The organism is uncultured Roseobacter sp. (genome assembly GCF_947495025.1).
GTDB lineage: Bacteria > Pseudomonadota > Alphaproteobacteria > Rhodobacterales > Rhodobacteraceae > Roseobacter.
The window spans coordinates 531,855-552,174 of sequence record NZ_CANLXG010000002.1 but is presented as its reverse complement, the minus strand read 5'-3'; the positions used below and the strand labels follow the sequence as shown (position 1 = coordinate 552,174).

The following is a 20,320-nucleotide window of genomic DNA, read 5'->3' as shown; positions in this document are numbered from 1 at the left end:
TATCTCAGCCCCGCCGTTTGGGTGTGGCGTTCGGCCCTTTGCCGGCCTTCGGGCCAGGTTTCTGCCCACGCTTGTTTGGTGGCACGAAACGTTTTGAGGTGTCTGCGGCACGTTTGCGGCTGGCGCTGTCGTCCCGGCCACCTTCCGGTTTTCCGGCAGGTTTGCCACCAGCTTTTCCGCCCGGCCTGCCAAAGGATTTGCCGCCGGGTTTTGCGCCATGTTTAGCGAACGGCTTACCACCTGGTTTGCCGCCCGGCCTGCCCGGCCGCTTGTCTCCGGAGCGCGCTGCGGGGCGCTCGTCTCTGTCGCCGCGGTTCTCGGCATCGCGTTCTCTGCGGGCGGTTTTCGCTGCATCACGGTTTTCTTTGGTCCAGACCGCTTTCGTACGCGTGCCCGACCGTTCCGGGCTGTCCGGAGCGCGTGATTTCGGTTTGGGTGTTTCGCCCGGCTTCATCGGAGACCGGTCTGTTTTGTGCGATTTCGGTGGCTTTTTGCCCTTGGGCGCGGCTGCTGGCTTATGCGGTTTATCCGTTGCAGCAGATTTCTCGCGGCGGGGTGCGCGCGGGGGTGCTGCATCAGGGTCATAGGCGGGTTTTGCCGGCCGCGGGCCGCGGTCGGTTCTGCCTTTTCCGCGTTCCTCGCGCGGCCCGCGTTTGTCGGGTGCGGGCGGGCCGTCGCGACGGGTCAGAGTGACGCCCTCCTCCAGTTGCATATCCGGCCCGAGCGCTGCTGTCAGTGCATCAACCCGGCTCTCCAGGACCTCGATGAAACTCTCTGTGGGGCGTATCCGGATCGCGCCGATATCGTCTTTGGTCAGGTCGCCACGGCGGCAGATCATCGGCAGCAGCACCCGCGGCTCTGCGCCGTCGTTGCGTCCCATCTGCACGGAGAACCACACAGAAGGACCAAAGGCCTGGCGTGGCCGGTCATCGGGCGTACCTGCATCGGTGAGTTCCTCCGGCGCCGAGAGGCGCGTGCGGAACAGGTTGACGAACCCTGCCGCCAGCTGTTCTGCGGTGAACTCGCCCGCCAGCCGGGTTGCCAGTGCGCTCATGTCTTCAGGGACCGGGTCTGTCCAGACGCTGTCCTCCATCAGTCGGGCTTCATCCATGGATGTGACATCGGCTGCCGAAGGCGGGTCTGCCCATTCGACTTTCAGTTTGGCCCAGCCGATCAGCCGGTTTGCCTTGGTCCGGAACTTCGGTGGAACGATCAGGGCCGAGACACCTTTGCGTCCCGCCCGCCCTGTCCGGCCCGAACGGTGCAGCAGGGTATCCGCGTTAGATGGCAGTTCTGCGTGGATCACCAGTTCGAGGTTGGGCAGGTCGATGCCGCGTGCGGCAACGTCGGTCGCCACGCAGACCCGCGCGCGCCCGTCCCGCAGCGCCTGCAGGGCATTGGTCCGTTCGGATTGTGTCAGCTCGCCTGAAAGCGCCACGACCGAAAAACCGCGGTTCGTCAGTTTCGTGGTCAGCCGGGCGACAGCGGCGCGGGTGTTGCAGAACACGATCGCATTGCGCGCTTCATAATAGCGCAGCACGTTGATGATGGCGTTTTCGGTATCGCGCGGATGTGTGTTGAGCGCGCGGTATTCAATGTCGGCGTGCTGGCGGGCTTCACCTGCGGTTGCGACGCGCCGGGCGTCTCTCTGGTAGCTTTGTGCGAGCTTTGCAATGGCGGCTGGCACTGTCGCGGAAAAGAGCAGGGTGCGGCGGTCTTCCGGTGCTTCGGACAGGATAAACTCCAGCTCTTCACGAAAGCCCAGATCAAGCATCTCGTCTGCTTCGTCCAGCACCACGGCGCGCAGGGCAGAAAGGTCAATATTTCCGCGTTTTATGTGATCACACAGACGCCCTGGCGTGGCCACGACCACATGTGCGCCCCGGTCCAGCGCACGCCGCTCGGTACGCTGGTCCATGCCGCCCACACAGGAGGTTACGACAGCGCCCGCGTCTCCATAGAGCCAGGTCAGCTCGCGGCACACCTGCATGGCAAGTTCGCGCGTTGGCGCGATGATCAGTGCCAGCGGGGCGCCGGCAGCGTCAAAATGGGTCTGATCGCCCAGCAGTGTCGGTGCAATCGCAAGGCCAAAGGCCACGGTTTTGCCGGATCCTGTCTGGGCGGAGACCAGCAGATCGGCATCGCCCAGGCCGGGATCGGTGACCGCCTCCTGAACAGGTGTCAGTGTTTCATAGCCCTGTCGGGCCAGTGCATCGGCGAGTGTGGTGATCACGGAAGGTTCCAGTCTGTTTCGCGGCACATGCCACGTTTGCCGCGTCGTTATGCTTTTCCTTGGCGGGAGTCGACCCATTCCTGTCCGGCACAGTGCGCGTCGGCCATTGCCGGCGTGCGGTGTCCGGGGCAGACTGATGTCATCTGATCGCAAAGGATTGCTGCATGACCATCCGCCCCCTTGGCCTTGATCCGTCTCACTGCCTGATCGCAGGACGCTGGCAGGTACCCTCTGCCGGGGAAAGAATTGCGCTGATCAACCCGTCGGACGGCAGTACTCTGTGTGGTGTTGCAGCGGGTAATGCTGACGATATCAACGCCGCTGTCGCCGCGGCGCAGGCCGCGCGGGACGGCGAGTGGGGCCGCCTGACGGCCTCCGAGCGGGGCCGCATCCTTGCCCGCATCGGTGTGCTGGTGGCAGAGAATGCAGGACATCTGGCTGAACTTGAAGCACTTGATGTGGGCAAACCGCTGACCCAGGCGCGTGCAGATGTGGCTGCCCTCGCGCGGTATATGGAGTTTTATGCCGGAGCTGCCGACAAGGTGCACGGGTCAACCATTCCCTATCTGGAGGGGTACACTGTCTACACCCTGCGCGAAGCGCACGGCGTCACCGGCCACATTATTCCCTGGAACTATCCTATGCAGATCATTGGCCGGTCCGTGGGAGCCGCACTTGCGATGGGGAACGCCTGTGTGCTCAAGCCCGCAGAAGAGGCCTGTCTGACGGCTCTGGCCTTCGGAGAACTGGCCCGACAGGCCGGATTGCCTGATGGGGCGCTGAATATCGTACCGGGCAGTGGCGCGGTAGCCGGAGCGGCGCTGAGCGCGCATCCCGGCATACAGCACCTTTCGTTCACCGGTTCCGTGGCCACAGGGCGCCTGGTGCAGCAGGCTGCCGGGTCCAATGTGGTGCCGGTCACGCTGGAGCTGGGGGGGAAATCGCCGCAACTCGTGTTTGACGATGCCGACATCGACGGGGCGCTGCCTTTTCTGATCAATGCAGGTATCCAGAACGCGGGCCAGACCTGTTCTGCCGCTTCGCGTATCCTCGTGCAGCGGGGTGTCTATGATCAGGTTCTGAGTGCAATGGCCGAACGCTACCGCGCGCTGACAGTGGGCCCGGCACTGGGCGATCCGAATGTGGGGCCGCTGATCTCGTTGCGGCAGAAGGACATTGTGACTTCTTATATTGATGCGGGGGCCGATCTGTCCGTGGCAGCCACAGGGCAGATTGCGGAGGACGCGCCCGCGGGTGGCGCCTATGTGACGCCAACGCTGTTCGGAGGGGTGCCGCCTTCACACAGACTGGCGCAGGAAGAAATTTTTGGCCCGGTGCAGGTTGTCATCCCTTTTGACGACGAGGCCGAAGCGCTCGGGATAGCCAATGGTACGGAATATGGCCTCGTCGCCGCCGTCTGGACGCGTGACGGCGCGCGCCAGATGCGACTGGCCCGCGCGCTGAGGGCAGGGCAGGTGTTTCTCAACAATTACGGTGCCGGTGGTGGCGTGGAGCTGCCGTTCGGCGGCAGCGGACTCTCGGGCCACGGACGGGAAAAGGGATTTGAGGCTCTCTACGCCTTCTCCTCGCTGAAAACGGTTGCCGCGCTGCACGGCTGAATTTGCTGTGGCACAGGTCAACGTGGTGCAGGGGGCGTAACCCGACCTCTGGGTGGCTTTCCCGGAAGCGCTCGATACACCGACAGCGGTACTCTGGCCCGGTAGCCGGAATGCCTGTTTTGCGGACAAAGGCGCAGTTCGTGTCCGGCGCCATGCACATGCGGGCGACAATCAATCAGATTTCGAAACCAAAGCGTGGTGGCTCGGTTTGATCTCCTTCGGAGTACCGCCCTTCGAATGTCCTCAGCGCGCGGGTAATGCGCACTCCTTTCGCCCGGCGGTTTGCATGAGGTCTGCCGCCTGCGCGTCAGTCTGCAATCAGATCCAGGTTGCGGATAAGGGACGGATCGACCCCGGAATCCGAATTGACGATTGTTGCTGCTGCCATGGCCGCGTCAACAGCCGATTGAGCACGTCCCTCGGCGAGTTGTTCCTCGAGGTTACGGCGCACTGCCTCAAAGGCGGGCGGCCCGACTTCGCGTTTGTCGTTGAGGATCAGAACATGCCAGCCAAACTGGGTTTCAACCGGCGGTGATACTTCGCCCACCTCCAGCGCCAGCGCGGCCGCTTCAAAAGGTGGCACCATCTGGCCCATCCCGAACCATCCCAGATTGCCACCATTTGGTCCGGACGGACCGGTCGAGAAGGTTCTGGCCAGCTCTGCAAAATCCTCACCCTCTGCCAGCTGCGCGACGAGCGAGGCGGCCTCAGCTTCGGTTGCGACCAGAATATGGGAGGCGTTGAATTCAGGCTGCGGGGCAGCGTTGCCGTAGGTTTTTTCGTATTCCGCGCGCAGGTCTTCTTCGGTCATGTCGGTCGCCTTTGTGATAGCGAAATTCGCTATCATTGCGGTTTCCTGCGCTTCGATTTGGAGTCGCAGCGCACGGTCAAGGTTGTCACCAAGGCTTGCCGCAAGGGCCTCCTGCCGGATTGACTGCGAAAGCAGCCCGCTGAAAAGCTGTTCATCCGGCAAATCCTTAAACTGCTGCGGCAGGCTGTCGAGTATGGCAATCAGTTGTCCCAGCGTAATCTCCTTGTCATTGACGGTCGCGAGGACCGTATCGGCATCCTGCGCAACTGCAGGCGCAGCGAGAGAGGCAACAAGGGCGGCGGAAGCAACAAACTGTTTCATGGGTGTCCTTCTGGATTTTACAGCACGCACTGTGCAAATGATCTGCCCGCTCTTTAAAACTCTGCCTGTGCGCCTGACCGGGACTTCGCGTTTACACCCGAAGACAGCATGTTGTTCTCAGAGGAATGGAACGCACATGGCGTTTTGTGAGCCGTACATTCAGCAATAACCGCGCCGTGTCGCGCGGACAAGCAGGCGTCACTAAGTTTTTACCCGCCCGGGCAACAGCCTGCAGGGTCGCGAGGCTGACTTTGCAGGCCTGATAAAGCGCCAGTCTGAATGGGCGCAAAGCGGCCCTGCACTGGCTGCGATCGGAAAGGGCGGTCCTGGTGTCCTGAAGAGCTACTCTGCCGAACGACAACTTCCACGGCGCCGCCAAAAGGGTAACCGCAATGCCTGGAACAATTCAGAAGATTTGGTGGAGCCTAGCGGGATCGAACCGCTGACCTCCTGCATGCCATGCAGGCGCTCTCCCAGCTGAGCTAAGGCCCCAAACCTGGACATATGTCCGGTGCGCCGCTGAATAGGCGCAACGCGGGGCGGGATCAAGCGTAAAAATGACCCGCCACGCGAGATGTCAGAAAATCAGCTGTCTTCGTCTTCCGACGCGACATCTGCAATCTCGTCAAGCGAGACGTTGTCATCATCTTCGTCGTCGTCGTCCAGGATGTCGTCGCCGAGATCCACATCAACGTCGTCGTCGTCATCAAGGACCACGTCTTCTGAATCCGCAGCCGCTTTGGCTTTGGTTGTGGCCGCGTCTTCGGCATCAGCAGCGATCATACGCGACTTGGACTGGTCAACCTCGACCTGTTCGCCTGTGTAGGGGCTGATGATCGGATTGGCATTCAGGTCATAGAAACGTTTGCCGGTTGTGGGGCAGAGGCGCTTCGTTCCCCATTCTTCCTTGGGCATGAAAAACCCCCTTTGCAATTGCGGTTCGTCTGTAGATGATTCCGGCCAAGTGCCATAAGCAGCGGGGGCTGTAAAGACCTCGCCTGCTCCAGATGACCACAGGAAGCGTGACATGTCCGATATCATCCTGCCGGGGAACCCGCCAATTCCCCTTATCCTGCGCCGCTCAGGACAGGCGCGTCGGATTTCGCTCCGGGTCTCGCAACTCGACGGGCGCGTTACGCTGACCTTGCCGCGCCGGGTATCCGAACGCGAGGCGTTGCGCTTTGCCGAAGAAAAGCAGGGCTGGATTCGCAGGCACCTCGCATCCCGAGGCGAGGACGTTTTGGTCGGACCGGGAACTGTCGTTCCAATCGGCGGTGAACCCCATGAGATTATTCAGGGCGCTGGGCGCCGGGTGGTGATTGCAGATGGCCGTGCAGAGGTGCCCGGTGATCCTGCGCGGGCCGGTCTGCGGCTTGCCGCCCATCTGCGCGCCATCGCCCGCGACCGGTTGTCAGAGGCATCGGATAATTACGCTGCCCTTCTGGGCAGGCCCTACAGTGCAATAACGCTGCGTGACACCCGTTCGCGCTGGGGTTCCTGCACGTCCGAAGGCCGGCTGATGTATTCCTGGCGCCTTATTCTCGCACCGCCGGAAGTGCTGGACTATGTTGTGGCGCATGAGGTTGCGCATCTCGCGGAAATGAATCACTCGGCGGCTTTCTGGGACGGTGTGCGGCGGATTTACGGGGATTATGAGGCTCCACGTCGCTGGCTGCGCCAGAACGGCAATGCGCTGCACCGCTACAGATTTGTGACGTGATCACAGATTCTCTTGACCTGTGGAATGTTTGTGATCACAAAAAGAAGCATGCTGCCTTTGCAACGCCAAACCGATGCCGCGCCCGCCGCCCACGACAGGGTGTACCGCACCCTGCGGGGGCGGATCATGCAGGGCGAGTTGTCCCCTGGCCAGGCCCTGACCCTGCGGGGTATCGGCCGCGAGTTCGGTGTCTCGATGACGCCGGCGCGGGAATCGGTGCGACGGCTGGCGGCCGAGGGGGCGCTGACAATGTCCTCGTCTGGCCGTATCTCGACACCCGAGCTCAGCAATGAAAGGATAGAAGAGCTTGCCGCGCTGCGTGCGCTGATTGAGGTCGAGCTGGCCAGCAGGGCACTGCCGCGCGCGCACATGGCGCTGATTGAGCGGTTGCAGACCATCAATACCGCTGTGGCGGAGACTGTCGCGCACCGCGACGCGGTGAGCTACATCCGTACCAACCTGGAATTTCACCGCACGCTTTATCTGCGGGCGCAGGCCCCCGCGATGCTGGCCATGGCGGAAACGGTCTGGCTGCAGCTCGGTCCAACGATGCGGGCGCTCTATGGCAAGCTGCGCAAGACGGAACCGCCACAGTTTCACCGGCTGATCATAGCAGCCCTGCGTGCTGGCGACGAGCCGGGTCTGCGGCTGGCGGTGCGGTCGGATGTGACGCAGGGCCTGCGGATGCTCGCCAGCTGAGACTGGTTGCCGTCGTCAGGCGGCAAGGCCCTGGTTGCCCAGATCAATAAACTTGCGGCGACGGTCCGCGACCAGCGCCGCAGCATCCTTGCCCTCGAGATCCGCGAGCATGCCTGCGATGGCTTTGCCTACTGATTTGATCGACGTGACTGCGTCGCGGTGTGCGCCGCCCCTGGGCTCGGGGATGATACGGTCGATCACGCCCAGCTGTTTGAGATCCTGCGCAGTAAGACGCAGCGCCTCGGCGGCCTCGCGCATCTTTTCGGCGTCCTTCCAGAGGATAGAGGCGCAGCCCTCGGGACTGATCACAGAATAGACCGAGTGTTCCAGCATCGCCACGCGGTTGGCCGTGGCAAATGCTACCGCCCCGCCGGATCCGCCTTCGCCGATCACAACAGAAACCAGCGGGACGCCGATCTGCAGACATTTTTCGGTGGCGCGTGCAATGGCTTCAGACTGGCCGCGTTCCTCTGCGCCTTTGCCCGGATAGGCCCCGGGCGTATCCACCAGAGTGACCACGGGCAGGCCAAAGCGGTGCGCAAGATCCATCAGACGAATGGCTTTGCGGTAACCTTCCGGCCGCGCCATCCCAAAGTTGCGTTCGATGCGGGATTTGGTGTCGTTGCCCTTTTCGTGACCGATCACCATAACGGGGCGGTCGTCGAGCCGGGCCAGCCCACCCATCACCGCGTGGTCATCGGCAAAATTACGGTCGCCGGCCAGCGGAGTGTAATCGGTGAACAACGCGTCGATATAGTCCTGGCAGTGTGGTCGCTCCGGATGACGGGCAACCTGGCATTTCCGCCATGGTGTCAGCGATTTATACAGTTCTTCCAGCATAGCCTGGGCTTTGAGGTCGAGCGCCGCTGCTTCTTCGGTGACGTCCATGTTCTCGTCGGCCCGCGCCATCGCCCGCAGTTCTTCTGCCTTGCCTTCAATTTCGGCCAGGGGTTTTTCAAAGTCCATATACTGGGTCATGGCGCACTCCGCTCTGTGTCCGTTGTATATGGCGGGCATTGGCGGGCAATGCAACGGCCTCAGACCGGCAGCAGCACCGGCAGCAGCGAGGCGATCAGCAAAGCCGCCATGGTCAGATTAAAGATCCGCAGCCGCCTGCGACTGGTCAGGATGCGTGCGACCTGCTGTCCCAGAACCGTCCACATCGTGATTGCGGGCAGGTTCACCATCGAGAACACCAGCGCGACGATGCAGAACGCCAGCAGGGTCGCATCGCCTGCGTATACCGTCAGCGCTGTCAGCGCCATGGCCCAGGCTTTTGGATTGACCCACTGAAAGGCGGCAGCCTGAAGAAAGGTCATCGGGTGCCCGGTCGCCGCGTGTCGGGTGATGGGGGCTGCGTTGGCGATTTTCCAGGCAAGCCACGCCATGTAAATCACCGACAGTGCCTGCAGGATTGTGTAGCTGACCGGCCAGGCATCAAAGATCTGAACCAGTCCGGCCCCGACGAGAATGATCATCACGCCAAAGCCGATGGAGATGCCCAGCATATGTGGCACCGACCGCACAAAGCCATAGTTTGCACCGGATGCCATCAGCATCAGGTTGTTGGGCCCCGGCGTTGCAGAGCTGACAAAGGCGAAGGTCGCGAGGGCGAGGAGTATATCGGGTGTCATCGCGCAACTATCGCCGCGTCTGAACCGAATGTGGTTGCAAAGGTGATCGGACACGGGCAATTATTGCAACTTATGGCAGGAAAAGATGCAAAAACTGATCAGATATTGCGTGAACTTTCGCGCGATGGTCGGATCAGCAATATCGAACTGGCGGAACGTGTCGGGCTTTCGCCGTCAGCCTGTCTGCGGCGGGTGCAGGAACTGGAACGCTCGGGCGTGATAAAGGGCTACCGGGCGGTGCTGGACCGTGCGGCCATGGGGGCAGGGTTTGTTGCCTATATTGGTGTGGGGCTTGGGTCGCATACCAAGGACAGTCAGGAATCGTTTGAGCGTGCTATTTCGCGGGCACGAGAGGTGGTTGAATGCCACAATATTACTGGCACGATTGAATATCTGTTGCGCGTGGAATGTGCCGACCTGCCGGCCTACAAGCATTTTCACACCGATATTCTCGGGGCTATGCCCCAGGTGACTTCGATCACATCCTATGTGGTGATGGGATCGCCCAAGGATGAACGTGCGTGACCCCCCGGGTCGGGGTTTTTGTCTCTGAAAGGGATATTTTCAGCCTGAGGTAACGGTTATTCCGCAGCCGCTCGGGCGATCGATTCGAACCTGGTGTCCAGTTCAGCAGCAAGGGTTTTGAGCGCGTCCCCGCCCTCGTCGTAGTAGGGCGCAAAAACGAAGCCTGGTGTCTTGTACGACAGAGTCGCAGTGCCGTCCGCGTTTTCTGTGACATAAAACCGGATCGGCGCCTCAATCATCGCAGGCGTCGACAAAGCCAGAATTTTCACAGCAAAATCATTGTTAAAGACGCCGACCACCCGGTTTCCGGGGATGTCGATCCCACGTTTGCGCGCGGTCGCGGTGGGTCCTGCCTGTGTCACGACGCCCATGCGGTTCTTTTTGACGGCGGACTTCAGATCACCCAGCAGGGTCGCGTGATCTTTGGTGGTTGGCAACACGGCCCAGCCGTCACGTGGTGCCATTTCCGCTGTGGCAGGGGTGCCAAGGCAGAGGGCCAGAAGGATAAGGAAACGGCGCATGAGGAACTCCTTTCCAACGAGAGAGCCACGCAGCGCGCCGCCTGCCAAGTCACATCTGCGTCAGCCCGCGATCATCTCGGACTGGCGTACGATCACCTCGGCCTGTTTGATCGAAGCGATATCTACCAGGCGGCCTTTGTAAACGGTCGCGCCTTCGCCGTTCGCCTTTGCCTGTTCCATGGCGGCAAGGATTTCGCGTGCCTCTGCCACGGCTTCGTCGGACGGGGTAAAGACTTCGTTGGCGATGGCCACCTGTTTGGGGTGGATCGCCCATTTGCCGACCATGCCGAGGGTGGCGGACCGCCGTGCCTGTGCGCGGAAGCCTTCATCGTCCGAAAAGTCTCCGAACGGGCCATCGACGGGCAGTACGCCGTGTGTCCGGCATGCAGCAACAATGGCAGCCTGGGCCCAGTGCCAGGGATCCGACCAGTGCTTTTCACCGTCGCGGATCATGTAGTAGTTTTCCTGTGTACCACCGATGCCGGTGGTCGCCATGCCCATGGAGGCGGCAAAATCTGCGGCGCCGAGGCTCATGGCAGCAAGGCGGGGCGAGCTGGCCGCGATCTCTTCGACATGGGCGATGCCGGCCGCGGATTCGATGATCACCTCGAAGGTGACTTTCCTGGACCGGCCCTTCGCAGCTTCGATTGCTGTTGCAAGCGCGTCCACAGCGTAAACATCTGCCGCGCATCCGACCTTGGGGATCATGATCTGGTCGAGGCGGTCTCCGGCCTGTTCGAGCAGGTCCACGACGTCGCGGTACCACCACGGCGTGTCCAGGCCGTTGATCCGAACAGAAAGGGTTTTGCTGCCCCAGTCGATGTCCGAAATCGCAGCGATTATGTTGTTCCGTGCGCTGTCTTTGTCGGAGGGCGCTACGCTGTCCTCAAGATCGAGGTTGATCACATCGGCTGCCGAGGCGGCCATTTTCTCAAAGATTGCCGGTCGCGAGCCTGGTCCGAAAAGCTGACAGCGGTTCGGGCGGGCAGGGGGGGCAGGTTGGATACGGAAGCTCATGGAGGCTCCTTGGGTAATAAAATTACAGGTTCGTTGCTTTGCGTGGTATTAAATTGCGCGACATGCTGCAAGTGCATTTTGCAGTCGCAGCATGTGAGTCGATGTCGCCTCGGAGACTTCTCCGCTGAATTATTCACCAGATATCGAGTTTTTTCGAAGAAATTTGCGTGATGGGTATGAATTTCGTCGATTTCACGATGTCATTGCGGCTGCTTCGGGTGAAATTGCGACAAACCTGACGGAGGCTTACTCATGATCCAGACACCTTACCTTTTGTTCCTCGGGGACGCTCCTGACCAGCTGGCGGCCAAGGTCGCTCAGGGTATCAAAGACTGGCGTCCAGAGAATGCTGTCGGTCAGTTCCGACTGCCGGGCTGTGGTGCGGACATGGGCCTGACGGACATGTCTCTGGAAGAGGGCCTGAGGGCCGGAGCCAAAACGCTGGTGATCGGCGTTGCCAACCGCGGCGGCGTTATCTCGGATGAATGGAAAGTGGTTTTGGTCAAGGCGCTGCAGATGGGTTATGACCTGGCCGCGGGCCTGCACAACCTGCTGCGTAACGAAGACGAGCTGCAGGCGGCGGCCAAAGTCAACGGCATGACCCTGCACGATGTGCGTGTCCCCTCGGTCGCCTATCCCATTGCCAATGGTCAGAAGCGCACCGGCAAACGTGTGCTGGCGATCGGGACCGACTGCTCCTGCGGAAAAATGTACACTGCGATGTCGATGGATGCCGAAATGGTCAAACGCGGCATGAAGTCCGATTTCCGCGCTACCGGCCAGACGGGTATTCTGATCACCGGCAAAGGCGTGCCGCTGGATGCTGTGATCGCCGATTTCATGGCTGGTGCGGTCGAATACCTGACACCCGATAATGATGCAGATCACTGGGATCACATCGAAGGTCAGGGCAGCCTGTTCCACGTGTCCTACTCGGGTGTAACGATGGCCCTTATCCATGGTGGGCAGCCTGATGCACTGGTGCTGTGTCACGAACCCACACGGACGCATATGCGGGGCTTGCCCCACTACAGTCTCCCGACGCTTGAGCAGTTGCGCGATACAGCGCTGCCGATTGCCCGCGTGGCCAACCCGGCATGTCAGGTGACCGGTGTTTCGGTGAACACCAAGGCACTGGACGAGGCAGCGGCCAAAGCCTGCCTGCAGGAAATCGAAGACCGGATGAACCTGCCCGCGACCGACCCATTCCGGTTCGGGGCAGAAAAGCTGGTCGACGCGCTGCTGGCGATGTAAGAGCCGCTTTGCGGCGGTCTGATGCCTCCGGCGGGGACAGTGACAGCCAGGAGAGAGCTGCGATGCAGATAGAAGTGACACGCGATGTTTTCCGGCTGGCGCAGGTTTTCACCATCAGCCGGGGATCGCGTACCGAAGCGAAAGTTCTTACGGTCCGGATCCGTGACGGTGGTGTCACGGGTGTCGGGGAATGCGTTCCCTATGCACGGTATGACGAGACACTTGAGAGTGTCACAGCCGAAATCGAGGGATTGCCGGGATCGTTCACACGCGCGGATCTTTATGATCTGTTGCCAGCGGGTGCTGCACGGAATGCCGTTGACTGCGCGCTGTGGGATCTTGAGGCGAAGCGCGCTGGTAAACGTGTGTGGGAACTTGCGGGGCTGCCAGTGCCGGGGCCGGAGATCACGGCCTACACGCTGTCGCTGGATACGCCTGAAAAAATGCGGGCCCAGGCGGCCGAGAACGCCTTCAGGCCGCTTTTGAAGATCAAGCTCGGCACGCCCGATGATATGCCACGCCTTGAGGCCGTGCGCGCAGGTGCGCCGGATGCAAGGATCATCATAGACGCCAATGAGGGCTGGAGTGCCGCCGTCTACGCCGAACTTGCACCGCATCTTGTGCGTCTGGGGGTGAGCCTGGTGGAACAGCCGCTGCCCGCAGGCGAAGACGAAGCGCTCATTGGCATGGAACGTCCGGTGCCCGTCTGCGCCGACGAGAGCTGTCACGATCGCGCCAGCCTGCCGGGCCTCAAAGGCAAATACGATGTGATCAACATCAAGCTCGACAAAACCGGAGGGCTGACAGAAGCGCTGGCCTTGCGCGAAGAGGGTCTGGCGCTGGGCTATGACGTGATGGTGGGCTGCATGGTTGGCTCGAGCCTCGCGATGGCCCCGGCGACCCTGGTGGCCCAGGGCGCACTGGTCACGGACCTGGACGGGCCGCTTTTGCTGGCTGAGGACCGGGAGACACCTCTGGTATTCGACGACGCCGGTGTTCATCCGCCGGGAGCAGCGCTCTGGGGATAAGGTTATGGTGTCCGGGTCCTGTGCGACTGTAAAACGCTGACCTGTTGCACCGTCCTGTCGCGGTCCGGCAACACCTGCTTGCAACCGGGCCGCGCACATGCCTGGATGTGACCAAATTCTGTGGTCAGGGGCCCAGGCACCCTGCCAAAAAGCAATACACCCGGATTCCTGATTTCCGGGCAGGACGAACGTCAAGGAGAGAACGATGCGCACTGTATATCTGAACGGCGAGTATATGCCCGAGAACGAGGCACAGATCTCGATCTTTGACCGCGGCTTTCTGATGGCGGATGGCGTCTATGAGGTGACGTCGGTGCTGGGTGGCAAGCTCATCGATTTTGACGGTCACGCGGTACGCCTGCAACGGTCTCTCGATGAGCTGGAAATGCAGAACCCGATCAGCAGGGAAGATCTGCTGGAAGTACACCGCGAACTGGTGCGCGTGAACGGGATCGACGAAGGCATGATCTATCTGCAGATTACGCGTGGCGCACCGGGCGACCGGGATTTTGTGTTCCCTGACCCTGCAACAACTGCCCCGACCATTGTGCTCTTTACCCAGAACAAGCCTGGTCTTGCCAACAGCCCGGCAGCGCAAAAGGGCATGAAAGTGATCAGCATTGATGACATCCGCTGGGGGCGGCGTGACATCAAAACCGTCCAGCTTCTTTATCCGTCGATGGGCAAGATGATGGCGAAAAAGGCCGGCGCCGATGATGCCTGGATGATCGAGGACGGCTATGTGACCGAAGGAACCTCCAACAACGCCTATATCGTGAAAGGCAACAAGATCATCACGCGCGCGCTCAGCAACGATATCCTGCACGGGATCACGCGTGCGGCGGTGCTGCGGTTCGCGCAGGAAGCGCAGATGGAGGTAGAAGAACGCAACTTTACCATCGACGAAGCGAAAGAGGCGGATGAAGCCTTTATCACTTCGGCCAGCACCTTCGTGATGCCGGTGGTCCAGATTGACGACGCGGTTCTGGGGGATGGTACGCCCGGTCGCGTGGCACCTCGCCTGCGTGAGATATACCTTGATGAGAGCATGAAGGCGGCGGTCTGACCGCTGCCGGGGCCGGTTTATAACGCGGGGTATCTCTCCCGCGATGCGCTGATGGCGCGTGTCGGTCACGAGATTGGCCGGTCCGGTTCTGTAACCGTCAGTCAGGAACAGATTGCCCGGTTTGCCGATGTCACCCGTGACGGTCAGGAGATCCATCTAGACTCCAAAGCCGCCCGGGACGCTGGCTTTGCCGGACCGGTAGCGCACGGGTTCCTGACGTTGTCGCTGCTCTCTGCCTTTGCCTACGATGCTGTGCCGCGCGTCGAAGGTCAGACCGCGTCGGTCAACTATGGGTTTGACCGCGTCAGGTTCATTACCCCCGTAGTGACTGGCGATGAGATAGCAGCCCGCTTTATACTCGAGGGGGTCGAGGAGCGTGCGGATGGCAGTCTGATGCTGGTTCTTGATGTCGCAGTGTCCATTCCGGGAAGCGACGCGCCTGTACTCAGCGCCCTGTGGCGGATTCTGATCCTTTTCTGACGAGCTCTGTGCAGACGGCGCAGCAGCGCTATCTGCAGCGTAACAGGAAAGAGGAAAAAACATGTTCAGATACGCGGCGGTCGCCATTTTGCTCTCCACACAGGCTTCCTTTGCCGATATTGCGGTACGGTTTGTCGAAAGCGCGCCCAAGGACCGGTTCATTATTGAAAACACAGGTGACTGTGCGCTGACTGCGTCGGGTCTGACGCTGGACATGACCGGGTCTGCCGGTGGTCTGATCTTTGACGTCACAGGCAGTGGCGCAGGGGTTGAAGTCTTTCAACCGTTCGATCTGGTCGCGGGTGCGGCTTCGCTGGACGGCGTCCCTCAGGTCCGCGATGGTGACCGCGCCATATCGCTGAGCATCAGGGCGCTGGCGCCCGGTGATCAGATCGCCTTTACCATCGATGTAGACGATACGGCCGAGGCACGCGGGATCATGGTGTCGGGTGCCGAAATCACAGGTGCGGCGGTACGTATTACCGGGGAATCCGGCACACGGTCCGCTGAATTTGATGCCGGGGCCGCGGCAACGGTCGTTGCAGAACCCTGCGCATCTACCTGAGCCCGGATGAGCTGTCCGGGTGCTGCGGATAGTCTGATACTGATGTCAGATCCGGGCTATTTTCGCCTGAACAGCCCTATTGTTGACAGAATCCGGGTGTATCCCGACTCCTGAGAACACGCAGGGGCGCCACCCATGGACACCGTTTTCGGGTACTTTCGGTATCTGCTGAATATCTTTTTCAACATGAACGAGCGATTTGCGCTCCTTTACATCGGCTGCACGGTGTTGCTGGCGTTTGCTGTCTGGTGCTGGCGTGGCCGGCCCGGCTCTTTTCTGAAATGGCTGGTGCCGGCGCGTATTTATCTGCACCGCTCGAACCTTCTGGACATAAAGCTGTTTCTCGCGGTGCGCTGCATTGCGTTTTTCGGCGTACTGGGAAGCCTGTTTTTCCCTACGGCAGTAGCCTATTTCGTCCTGTCCTGGCTGTCCGAGAGCTTTTCCGGCGGGTTCAGTCAGCCGCCGGTGACCTGGGAGCGCAGTCTGATCGCGACAGTCGTGATCGTTATGGCATCGGATTTCTGCAAGTACTGGGCGCACAGGCTTCATCATGAATGGAAAGTGCTCTGGCCCTTTCATGCCGTGCATCACTCGGCCGATGTTCTGACCCCGCTGACGGTGCAAAGGGTACATCCCATCGAACCGATCATCCGCAATCTGTTCATTACCGTGCTCGTTGGCATTGTGCAGGGCGTACTGCTCTACGCACTGATCGGAAAAATTGATCTGGTCACGCTGGGCGGGGCAAACGCGATGTATGTGTTGTTCAACGCCCTGGGTGCCAATCTGCGCCACAGTCATATCTGGCTGAGCTATGGCCGTGTCATGGAGCATATTTTTATCTCGCCTGCCCAGCATCAGGTCCACCATTCGGTCGCCCTTGAGCATCACGACAAGAACTACGGCTCGATGTTCGCCATCTGGGACTGGATGTTCGGCACATTGTATGTGCCCGAAAAAATGGAACACATCACCTATGGGGTTTCCGATGGTACAGGCAAGCCGTTGCCCCAGCCCTATGTGACGCTGCGCGATGCCATGATCAAACCGTTCATCGAGGCGTGGCAGGCATTCCGGCAACAGCAGGCAGAGCATGCAGCCCGCCGCGCAGCGATGCCACCCGTTGTCATGTCGCAGGGGTTTTCGATCTGGCTGGATTTTCTGCGGGCCGCTGCCGCCCTGACGGTTCTGTTCGGCCATATGGCGCACATTCGTTTCACGCGCGGGGACTATTATTTTCTGCGCGAAATCAATATCGCCAGCGACTCTGTGATTGTGTTCTTCGTATTGTCAGGTGTGGTGATCTCCTATGCCGCCACCCGTGACGGAACGCTCGAGCGTTTTGCCTTTAACCGGCTGACCCGCCTCTGGTCTGTCGTGCTGCCGGCACTGGTGCTGACGGTCATCTTTGATGCCGTCGGGACCAGCATCCGCATGGAGGCCTATCCGGCCGGGTACTATAACCCGGCGCCCGTATCCGAGATGTTCCTGCGGGGTCTGACCTTTACCAATGAGTGGCAGGGGCAGTGGGACAGGGTCCGGCTGGGCACGAACGGGCCACTCTGGTCGCTGAGCTATGAGGTTGGCTTCTACATGATGTTTGGCGTGGCGGTCTTCCTGCGCGGGGCTCTGCGCTGGGTGCTGCTGGCCCTGCTGATGCTTCTTGTGGGACTCCCGATCCTCGCGCTGCTGCCCGCCTGGCTTATGGGCGTTCTGGTCTGGCACGGATCGCGCAGACCAGCCGGGGAAGCAGCCGTGCCCGCACGGGACTGGGCGCGCGCGGTTCTGAGCGTCGGCGCTCTGATCCTTCTCAGGCTCAATGGTGTGCCGGAACTGCTTTCAGAATTCACCGCGCAGGCGCTGGCGCCTGTCAGCCATCACAAGCTGCTGAACTATTCGGATGAAGTCCTTTGGAATTCGATCATCGCAGCCTTTGTGGCGCTGCATCTGTCGGGGGTGAAGAACATTGCTGACCGGATGACGATCCGGAGCGAGGGCTGTACTGTCCGCGCCATACGCTGGATCGCCGGTGCCAGTTTCTCGCTCTATGTGATGCACTATCCCACACTGCATCTGCTCGATGCGACCCTGCCAGAAACGCTGCCGGGGTATGACCTCTGGCTGCTCGGGCTGACCTTGCTGATCTGTTTCGGGTTCGCCGCCCTGTTCGAACGCCCGCTGAAAACTTTCAGACGGCTCGCCGACCCGGTCTGGCGCCGGGCCGGATCGCCGTTCGGGCGCGCGCCGGCCGCACCGTCCTGATCAGCTCTTGCCGACGTTCTCTTCAAAGGACTTCTCAAAAGCAGTCTTCTGAGCGCCGGTTGCTTCGGTCTGATATTTCGTTTTCCACTCGTCCATTGTCATGCCGTAGAAAAGCTCGCGCGCGGCGTCTTTGGACATGTCGATGCCCTTTTCCGCAGCGGCTTCCTGATACCAGCGCGACAGGCAGTTGCGGCAGAATCCAGCGAGGTTCATCATATCGATGTTCTGCACATCTGTGCGATCTTCCATGAGGTGCTTCTGCAGGCGCCGGAACGCGGCAGCCTGGAGCTCGATCTCTGTCTGCGTGGGCATATAGGGGACTCCGTGATGATCAGACATCAAAAGTGGGCACGCCCGCCGCGTTGTCAAGCGCTGCGCCGTCATGACGCTGTCATGTCTGCCGATGCACTCTCTGTGCTGTTGCGCCCTGCGCCGCGATGCGGCATAAGGCTCGCAACCCGTTAGCGATAACGGTTCCACCGGGTGCCGATGACCCGGACAGATCAGAGGGACGACCGAAGTTATGAGACGCACGCGCAATGTAAAGATCGTGGCCACACTCGGCCCTGCCTCCAGCAGCTACGAGATGATCCGGGCGCTGCACGATGCCGGCGCGGATGTTTTCCGTCTGAACATGAGCCACGGCAGTCACGATGAAATCCGCGAACGCCACAGTATTATCCGGCAGATCGAAAAGGATACCGGTGGCAGTATCTGTATCCTGGCTGACCTTCAGGGACCCAAACTGCGCGTCGGCGTTTTTGCCAGCGATGATGGCGAGATGCTGGAAGACGGTGCGAAATTCCGCATGGATCTGGATGATACGCCAGGTGACGTAAACCGTGTGCAACTGCCGCATCCGGAAATCTTTGCCGCACTGGAGCCTGGTGCCACACTGCTGGTCAATGACGGTAAGATCCGCCTGACCGTGGATGACTGCAGCGCTGAGCATGCCAACTGTACCGTTGCAGCCGGTGGCGTGATCTCGAACCGCAAAGGTGTGAATGTCCCTGATGTCGTTCTGCCGCTGGCGGCTCTCTCGGACAAGGACCGTAAAGATCTGGAATTCGTCTGTGAACTGGGTGTCGACTGGCTGGCCCTGTCCTTTGTTCAGCGTCCCGAAGACGTGCTGGAGGCGTCTGACCTGGCGAACGGGCGTGCTGCGATCCTGTCGAAAATCGAAAAGCCTGCGGCCGTCAAAAACTTTGACGACATCCTGGCTGTCAGTGACGGCATCATGGTCGCGCGCGGTGATCTTGGTGTGGAACTGCCTGTGCAGAATGTCCCGCCCATCCAGAAACGCCTGGTACGCAAGTGCCGTGCAGCGGCGCGGCCGGTCATCGTAGCGACGCAGATGATGGAGAGCATGATCGAAAGCCCGGTGCCGACACGTGCCGAAGTCTCGGATGTTGCCACAGCCATTTATGAAGGTGCAGACGCGGTCATGCTGTCAGCGGAATCGGCGGCCGGAGCCTATCCGATCGAAGCGGTAACCACGATGAACAACGTGGCAACCGAGGTCGAACAGGACCCGACCTACACCCAGATCATCGAGTCTTCGCGCGAGGCCAAGGGCCGGACCATCGCGGACGGTATCGTTTCTGCTGCGCGCGAGATCGCTGAGACCACGAACATCAAGGCGATCTGCTGTTTCTCGCAGAGCGGCACAACGGCAGCACTGGTTGCGCGCGAGCGGCCGCGCGTTCCGATCATTGCCATGACATCGGTGCCGCGCACTGCGCGCCGTCTGACGCTGACCTGGGGTACAAACTGCGTCATCGTGGACCCGCTCGACCGCTTCAAGATGGCGGTTGTTCAGTCTGCACGTGCCGCGACACGGCAGGGGTATGCTGACAAGGACGACATGATTGTCGTGACGGCCGGTGTGCCCTTCAATGTACCGGGCAGCACGAATATTCTGCGCGTGGCTCCCTGTGACGAGCGTTTGATTTTCAATACCGATCCGGAGTAACCTTCCTCCACGTAAGGCGGAATGGAGTTTGAGATGGATCCGGATCTGGCGCTGGTTGTCGGCATTGTGGTTTCCGTACTCTCTGTGCCTCCCCTGATTTCTGCGCTTTCGGAACGTCGGCCTCCGCGGGTTGGCGCTGTTGCGCTGCTGCTGGGTATCGGCCTCATCGGTTATGCAATGGCGACGGTGCAGGGCGGCTACACGCTGACAGGTATTCCCAGGGTTTTTGCGCGGGTCGTAAACCTCTATATCTTCTGAAGCCCGGGTGCTGATTCAGGGCTTGCCTTAGACAGGCGTCCCCCCTATAGAGCAGCCTTCCACCGCGCGACCGGCTTATGTGGCATGCCGAGTCGTGCGTAAACCGACCCAATATCGAGGAGACGGAAATGCCCAAGATGAAGACCAAGTCGAGCGCCAAAAAGCGCTTCAAGGTGACAGCCACCGGCAAGGTGATGTCCGGCCAGGCAGGCAAGCGACACGGAATGATCAAGCGTACGCGCAAGTTCATCCGCGACGCCCGCGGCACAACCACTCTGTCCGCACCGGACGCCAAAATCGTCAAGGGCTTTATGCCCTACGACCGCTGAGCCTGA

21 protein-coding genes and 1 tRNA gene are annotated in these 20,320 nt (G+C 60.6%); 13 read left to right on the top strand and 9 right to left on the bottom strand.

The features are described from left to right. Positions 1 to 4: 4 nt before the first annotated feature. On the bottom strand, positions 5 to 2,233 hold the full coding sequence (locus Q0792_RS10850; RefSeq protein WP_298840038.1) for a DEAD/DEAH box helicase: 2,229 nt from the start codon (positions 2,231 to 2,233) through the stop codon (positions 5 to 7). A gap of 164 nt (positions 2,234 to 2,397) precedes the next feature. On the opposite strand from Q0792_RS10850, the gene Q0792_RS10845 reads away from it, so the two are divergent. Continuing rightward, positions 2,398 to 3,852, top strand: coding sequence for an aldehyde dehydrogenase family protein (locus tag Q0792_RS10845; RefSeq protein WP_298840036.1), 1,455 nt, complete (start codon positions 2,398 to 2,400; stop codon positions 3,850 to 3,852). A gap of 307 nt (positions 3,853 to 4,159) precedes the next feature. Here Q0792_RS10845 and Q0792_RS10840 read toward each other — a convergent pair whose 3' ends face one another. From Q0792_RS10840 to Q0792_RS10830, 3 genes are all read right to left on the bottom strand, one after another. Further along, positions 4,160 to 4,984 carry a peptidylprolyl isomerase gene (locus Q0792_RS10840; RefSeq protein ID WP_298840034.1) on the bottom strand — a complete coding sequence of 275 codons (825 nt, stop codon included), beginning with the start codon at positions 4,982 to 4,984 and terminating at the stop codon, positions 4,160 to 4,162. 416 nt (positions 4,985 to 5,400) lie between these two features. Next, a tRNA-Ala gene (locus Q0792_RS10835) sits at positions 5,401 to 5,476 on the bottom strand. 93 nt (positions 5,477 to 5,569) lie between these two features. After that, entirely contained in the window at positions 5,570 to 5,899 is a 330-nt protein-coding gene (locus Q0792_RS10830) for a TIGR02300 family protein (RefSeq protein ID WP_298840031.1), read from the bottom strand. 112 nt (positions 5,900 to 6,011) lie between these two features. On the opposite strand from Q0792_RS10830, the gene Q0792_RS10825 reads away from it, so the two are divergent. Continuing rightward, positions 6,012 to 6,704, top strand: a complete 693-nt coding sequence (locus Q0792_RS10825; protein ID WP_298840027.1) for a M48 family metallopeptidase — start codon at positions 6,012 to 6,014, stop codon at positions 6,702 to 6,704. Between the two features lie 48 nt (positions 6,705 to 6,752). Next, positions 6,753 to 7,403 (top strand): GntR family transcriptional regulator, encoded by a 651-nt coding sequence (locus Q0792_RS10820; RefSeq protein ID WP_298841843.1) that lies wholly within the window; start codon positions 6,753 to 6,755, stop codon positions 7,401 to 7,403. Positions 7,404 to 7,418: 15 nt separating this feature from the next. On the opposite strand, the gene Q0792_RS10815 is transcribed toward Q0792_RS10820, so the two are convergent. Both Q0792_RS10815 and Q0792_RS10810 read right to left on the bottom strand, forming a co-directional pair. Continuing rightward, positions 7,419 to 8,381 (bottom strand): acetyl-CoA carboxylase carboxyltransferase subunit alpha, encoded by a 963-nt coding sequence (locus Q0792_RS10815; RefSeq protein ID WP_298840025.1) that lies wholly within the window; start codon positions 8,379 to 8,381, stop codon positions 7,419 to 7,421. A gap of 59 nt (positions 8,382 to 8,440) precedes the next feature. Further along, complete coding sequence (locus tag Q0792_RS10810; protein ID WP_298840022.1) at positions 8,441 to 9,037, bottom strand: LysE family translocator; 597 nt, start codon at positions 9,035 to 9,037, stop codon at positions 8,441 to 8,443. A gap of 72 nt (positions 9,038 to 9,109) precedes the next feature. Between Q0792_RS10810 and Q0792_RS10805 the strand changes: the two genes are divergently transcribed. Further along, entirely contained in the window at positions 9,110 to 9,562 is a 453-nt protein-coding gene (locus tag Q0792_RS10805; RefSeq protein WP_298840019.1) for an Lrp/AsnC family transcriptional regulator, read from the top strand. Positions 9,563 to 9,618: 56 nt separating this feature from the next. Here Q0792_RS10805 and Q0792_RS10800 read toward each other — a convergent pair whose 3' ends face one another. Together Q0792_RS10800 and Q0792_RS10795 are read right to left on the bottom strand one after the other, a co-directional pair. Continuing rightward, positions 9,619 to 10,083 (bottom strand): DUF302 domain-containing protein, encoded by a 465-nt coding sequence (locus Q0792_RS10800; protein ID WP_298840017.1) that lies wholly within the window; start codon positions 10,081 to 10,083, stop codon positions 9,619 to 9,621. Positions 10,084 to 10,143: 60 nt separating this feature from the next. Further along, positions 10,144 to 11,100 carry an L-malyl-CoA/beta-methylmalyl-CoA lyase gene (locus Q0792_RS10795; protein WP_298840015.1) on the bottom strand — a complete coding sequence of 319 codons (957 nt, stop codon included), beginning with the start codon at positions 11,098 to 11,100 and terminating at the stop codon, positions 10,144 to 10,146. Between the two features lie 252 nt (positions 11,101 to 11,352). Between Q0792_RS10795 and dgcN the strand changes: the two genes are divergently transcribed. The 6 genes from dgcN to Q0792_RS10765 all read left to right on the top strand — a co-directional run bounded on the left by dgcN (position 11,353) and on the right by Q0792_RS10765 (position 17,755). Further along, complete coding sequence (gene dgcN, locus Q0792_RS10790; RefSeq protein ID WP_298840013.1) at positions 11,353 to 12,354, top strand: N-acetyltransferase DgcN; 1,002 nt, start codon at positions 11,353 to 11,355, stop codon at positions 12,352 to 12,354. Between the two features lie 62 nt (positions 12,355 to 12,416). Next, the gene (dgcA, locus tag Q0792_RS10785) at positions 12,417 to 13,382 is read left to right on the top strand and encodes an N-acetyl-D-Glu racemase DgcA (RefSeq protein ID WP_298840009.1); all 966 of its coding nucleotides are present in this window, start codon (positions 12,417 to 12,419) and stop codon (positions 13,380 to 13,382) included. A gap of 205 nt (positions 13,383 to 13,587) precedes the next feature. Further along, positions 13,588 to 14,448: a D-amino-acid transaminase gene (locus Q0792_RS10780; protein ID WP_298840007.1), complete on the top strand. Its 861-nt coding sequence runs from the start codon at positions 13,588 to 13,590 to the stop codon at positions 14,446 to 14,448. 51 nt (positions 14,449 to 14,499) lie between these two features. Then, complete coding sequence (locus Q0792_RS10775) at positions 14,500 to 14,928, top strand: MaoC/PaaZ C-terminal domain-containing protein (protein WP_298840006.1); 429 nt, start codon at positions 14,500 to 14,502, stop codon at positions 14,926 to 14,928. A gap of 61 nt (positions 14,929 to 14,989) precedes the next feature. Next, the gene (locus Q0792_RS10770) at positions 14,990 to 15,493 is read left to right on the top strand and encodes an aggregation factor core (RefSeq protein WP_298840004.1); all 504 of its coding nucleotides are present in this window, start codon (positions 14,990 to 14,992) and stop codon (positions 15,491 to 15,493) included. Between the two features lie 135 nt (positions 15,494 to 15,628). Further along, positions 15,629 to 17,755 carry a sterol desaturase family protein gene (locus tag Q0792_RS10765; protein WP_298840002.1) on the top strand — a complete coding sequence of 709 codons (2,127 nt, stop codon included), beginning with the start codon at positions 15,629 to 15,631 and terminating at the stop codon, positions 17,753 to 17,755. On the opposite strand, the gene Q0792_RS10760 is transcribed toward Q0792_RS10765, so the two are convergent. Then, positions 17,756 to 18,067 carry a DUF1244 domain-containing protein gene (locus Q0792_RS10760; RefSeq protein WP_298839999.1) on the bottom strand — a complete coding sequence of 104 codons (312 nt, stop codon included), beginning with the start codon at positions 18,065 to 18,067 and terminating at the stop codon, positions 17,756 to 17,758. A gap of 211 nt (positions 18,068 to 18,278) precedes the next feature. Here Q0792_RS10760 and pyk point away from each other — a divergent pair, with 211 nt between their 5' ends. The 3 genes from pyk (at position 18,279) to rpmI (ending at position 20,314) form a co-directional block, all read left to right on the top strand. After that, positions 18,279 to 19,727, top strand: coding sequence for a pyruvate kinase (pyk, locus tag Q0792_RS10755; protein WP_298839996.1), 1,449 nt, complete (start codon positions 18,279 to 18,281; stop codon positions 19,725 to 19,727). Between the two features lie 33 nt (positions 19,728 to 19,760). Continuing rightward, complete coding sequence (locus Q0792_RS10750) at positions 19,761 to 19,985, top strand: hypothetical protein (protein WP_298839994.1); 225 nt, start codon at positions 19,761 to 19,763, stop codon at positions 19,983 to 19,985. 128 nt (positions 19,986 to 20,113) lie between these two features. Beyond that, positions 20,114 to 20,314, top strand: coding sequence for a 50S ribosomal protein L35 (gene rpmI / locus Q0792_RS10745; RefSeq protein WP_189368062.1), 201 nt, complete (start codon positions 20,114 to 20,116; stop codon positions 20,312 to 20,314). The last annotated feature ends 6 nt before the right edge of the window (positions 20,315 to 20,320 follow it).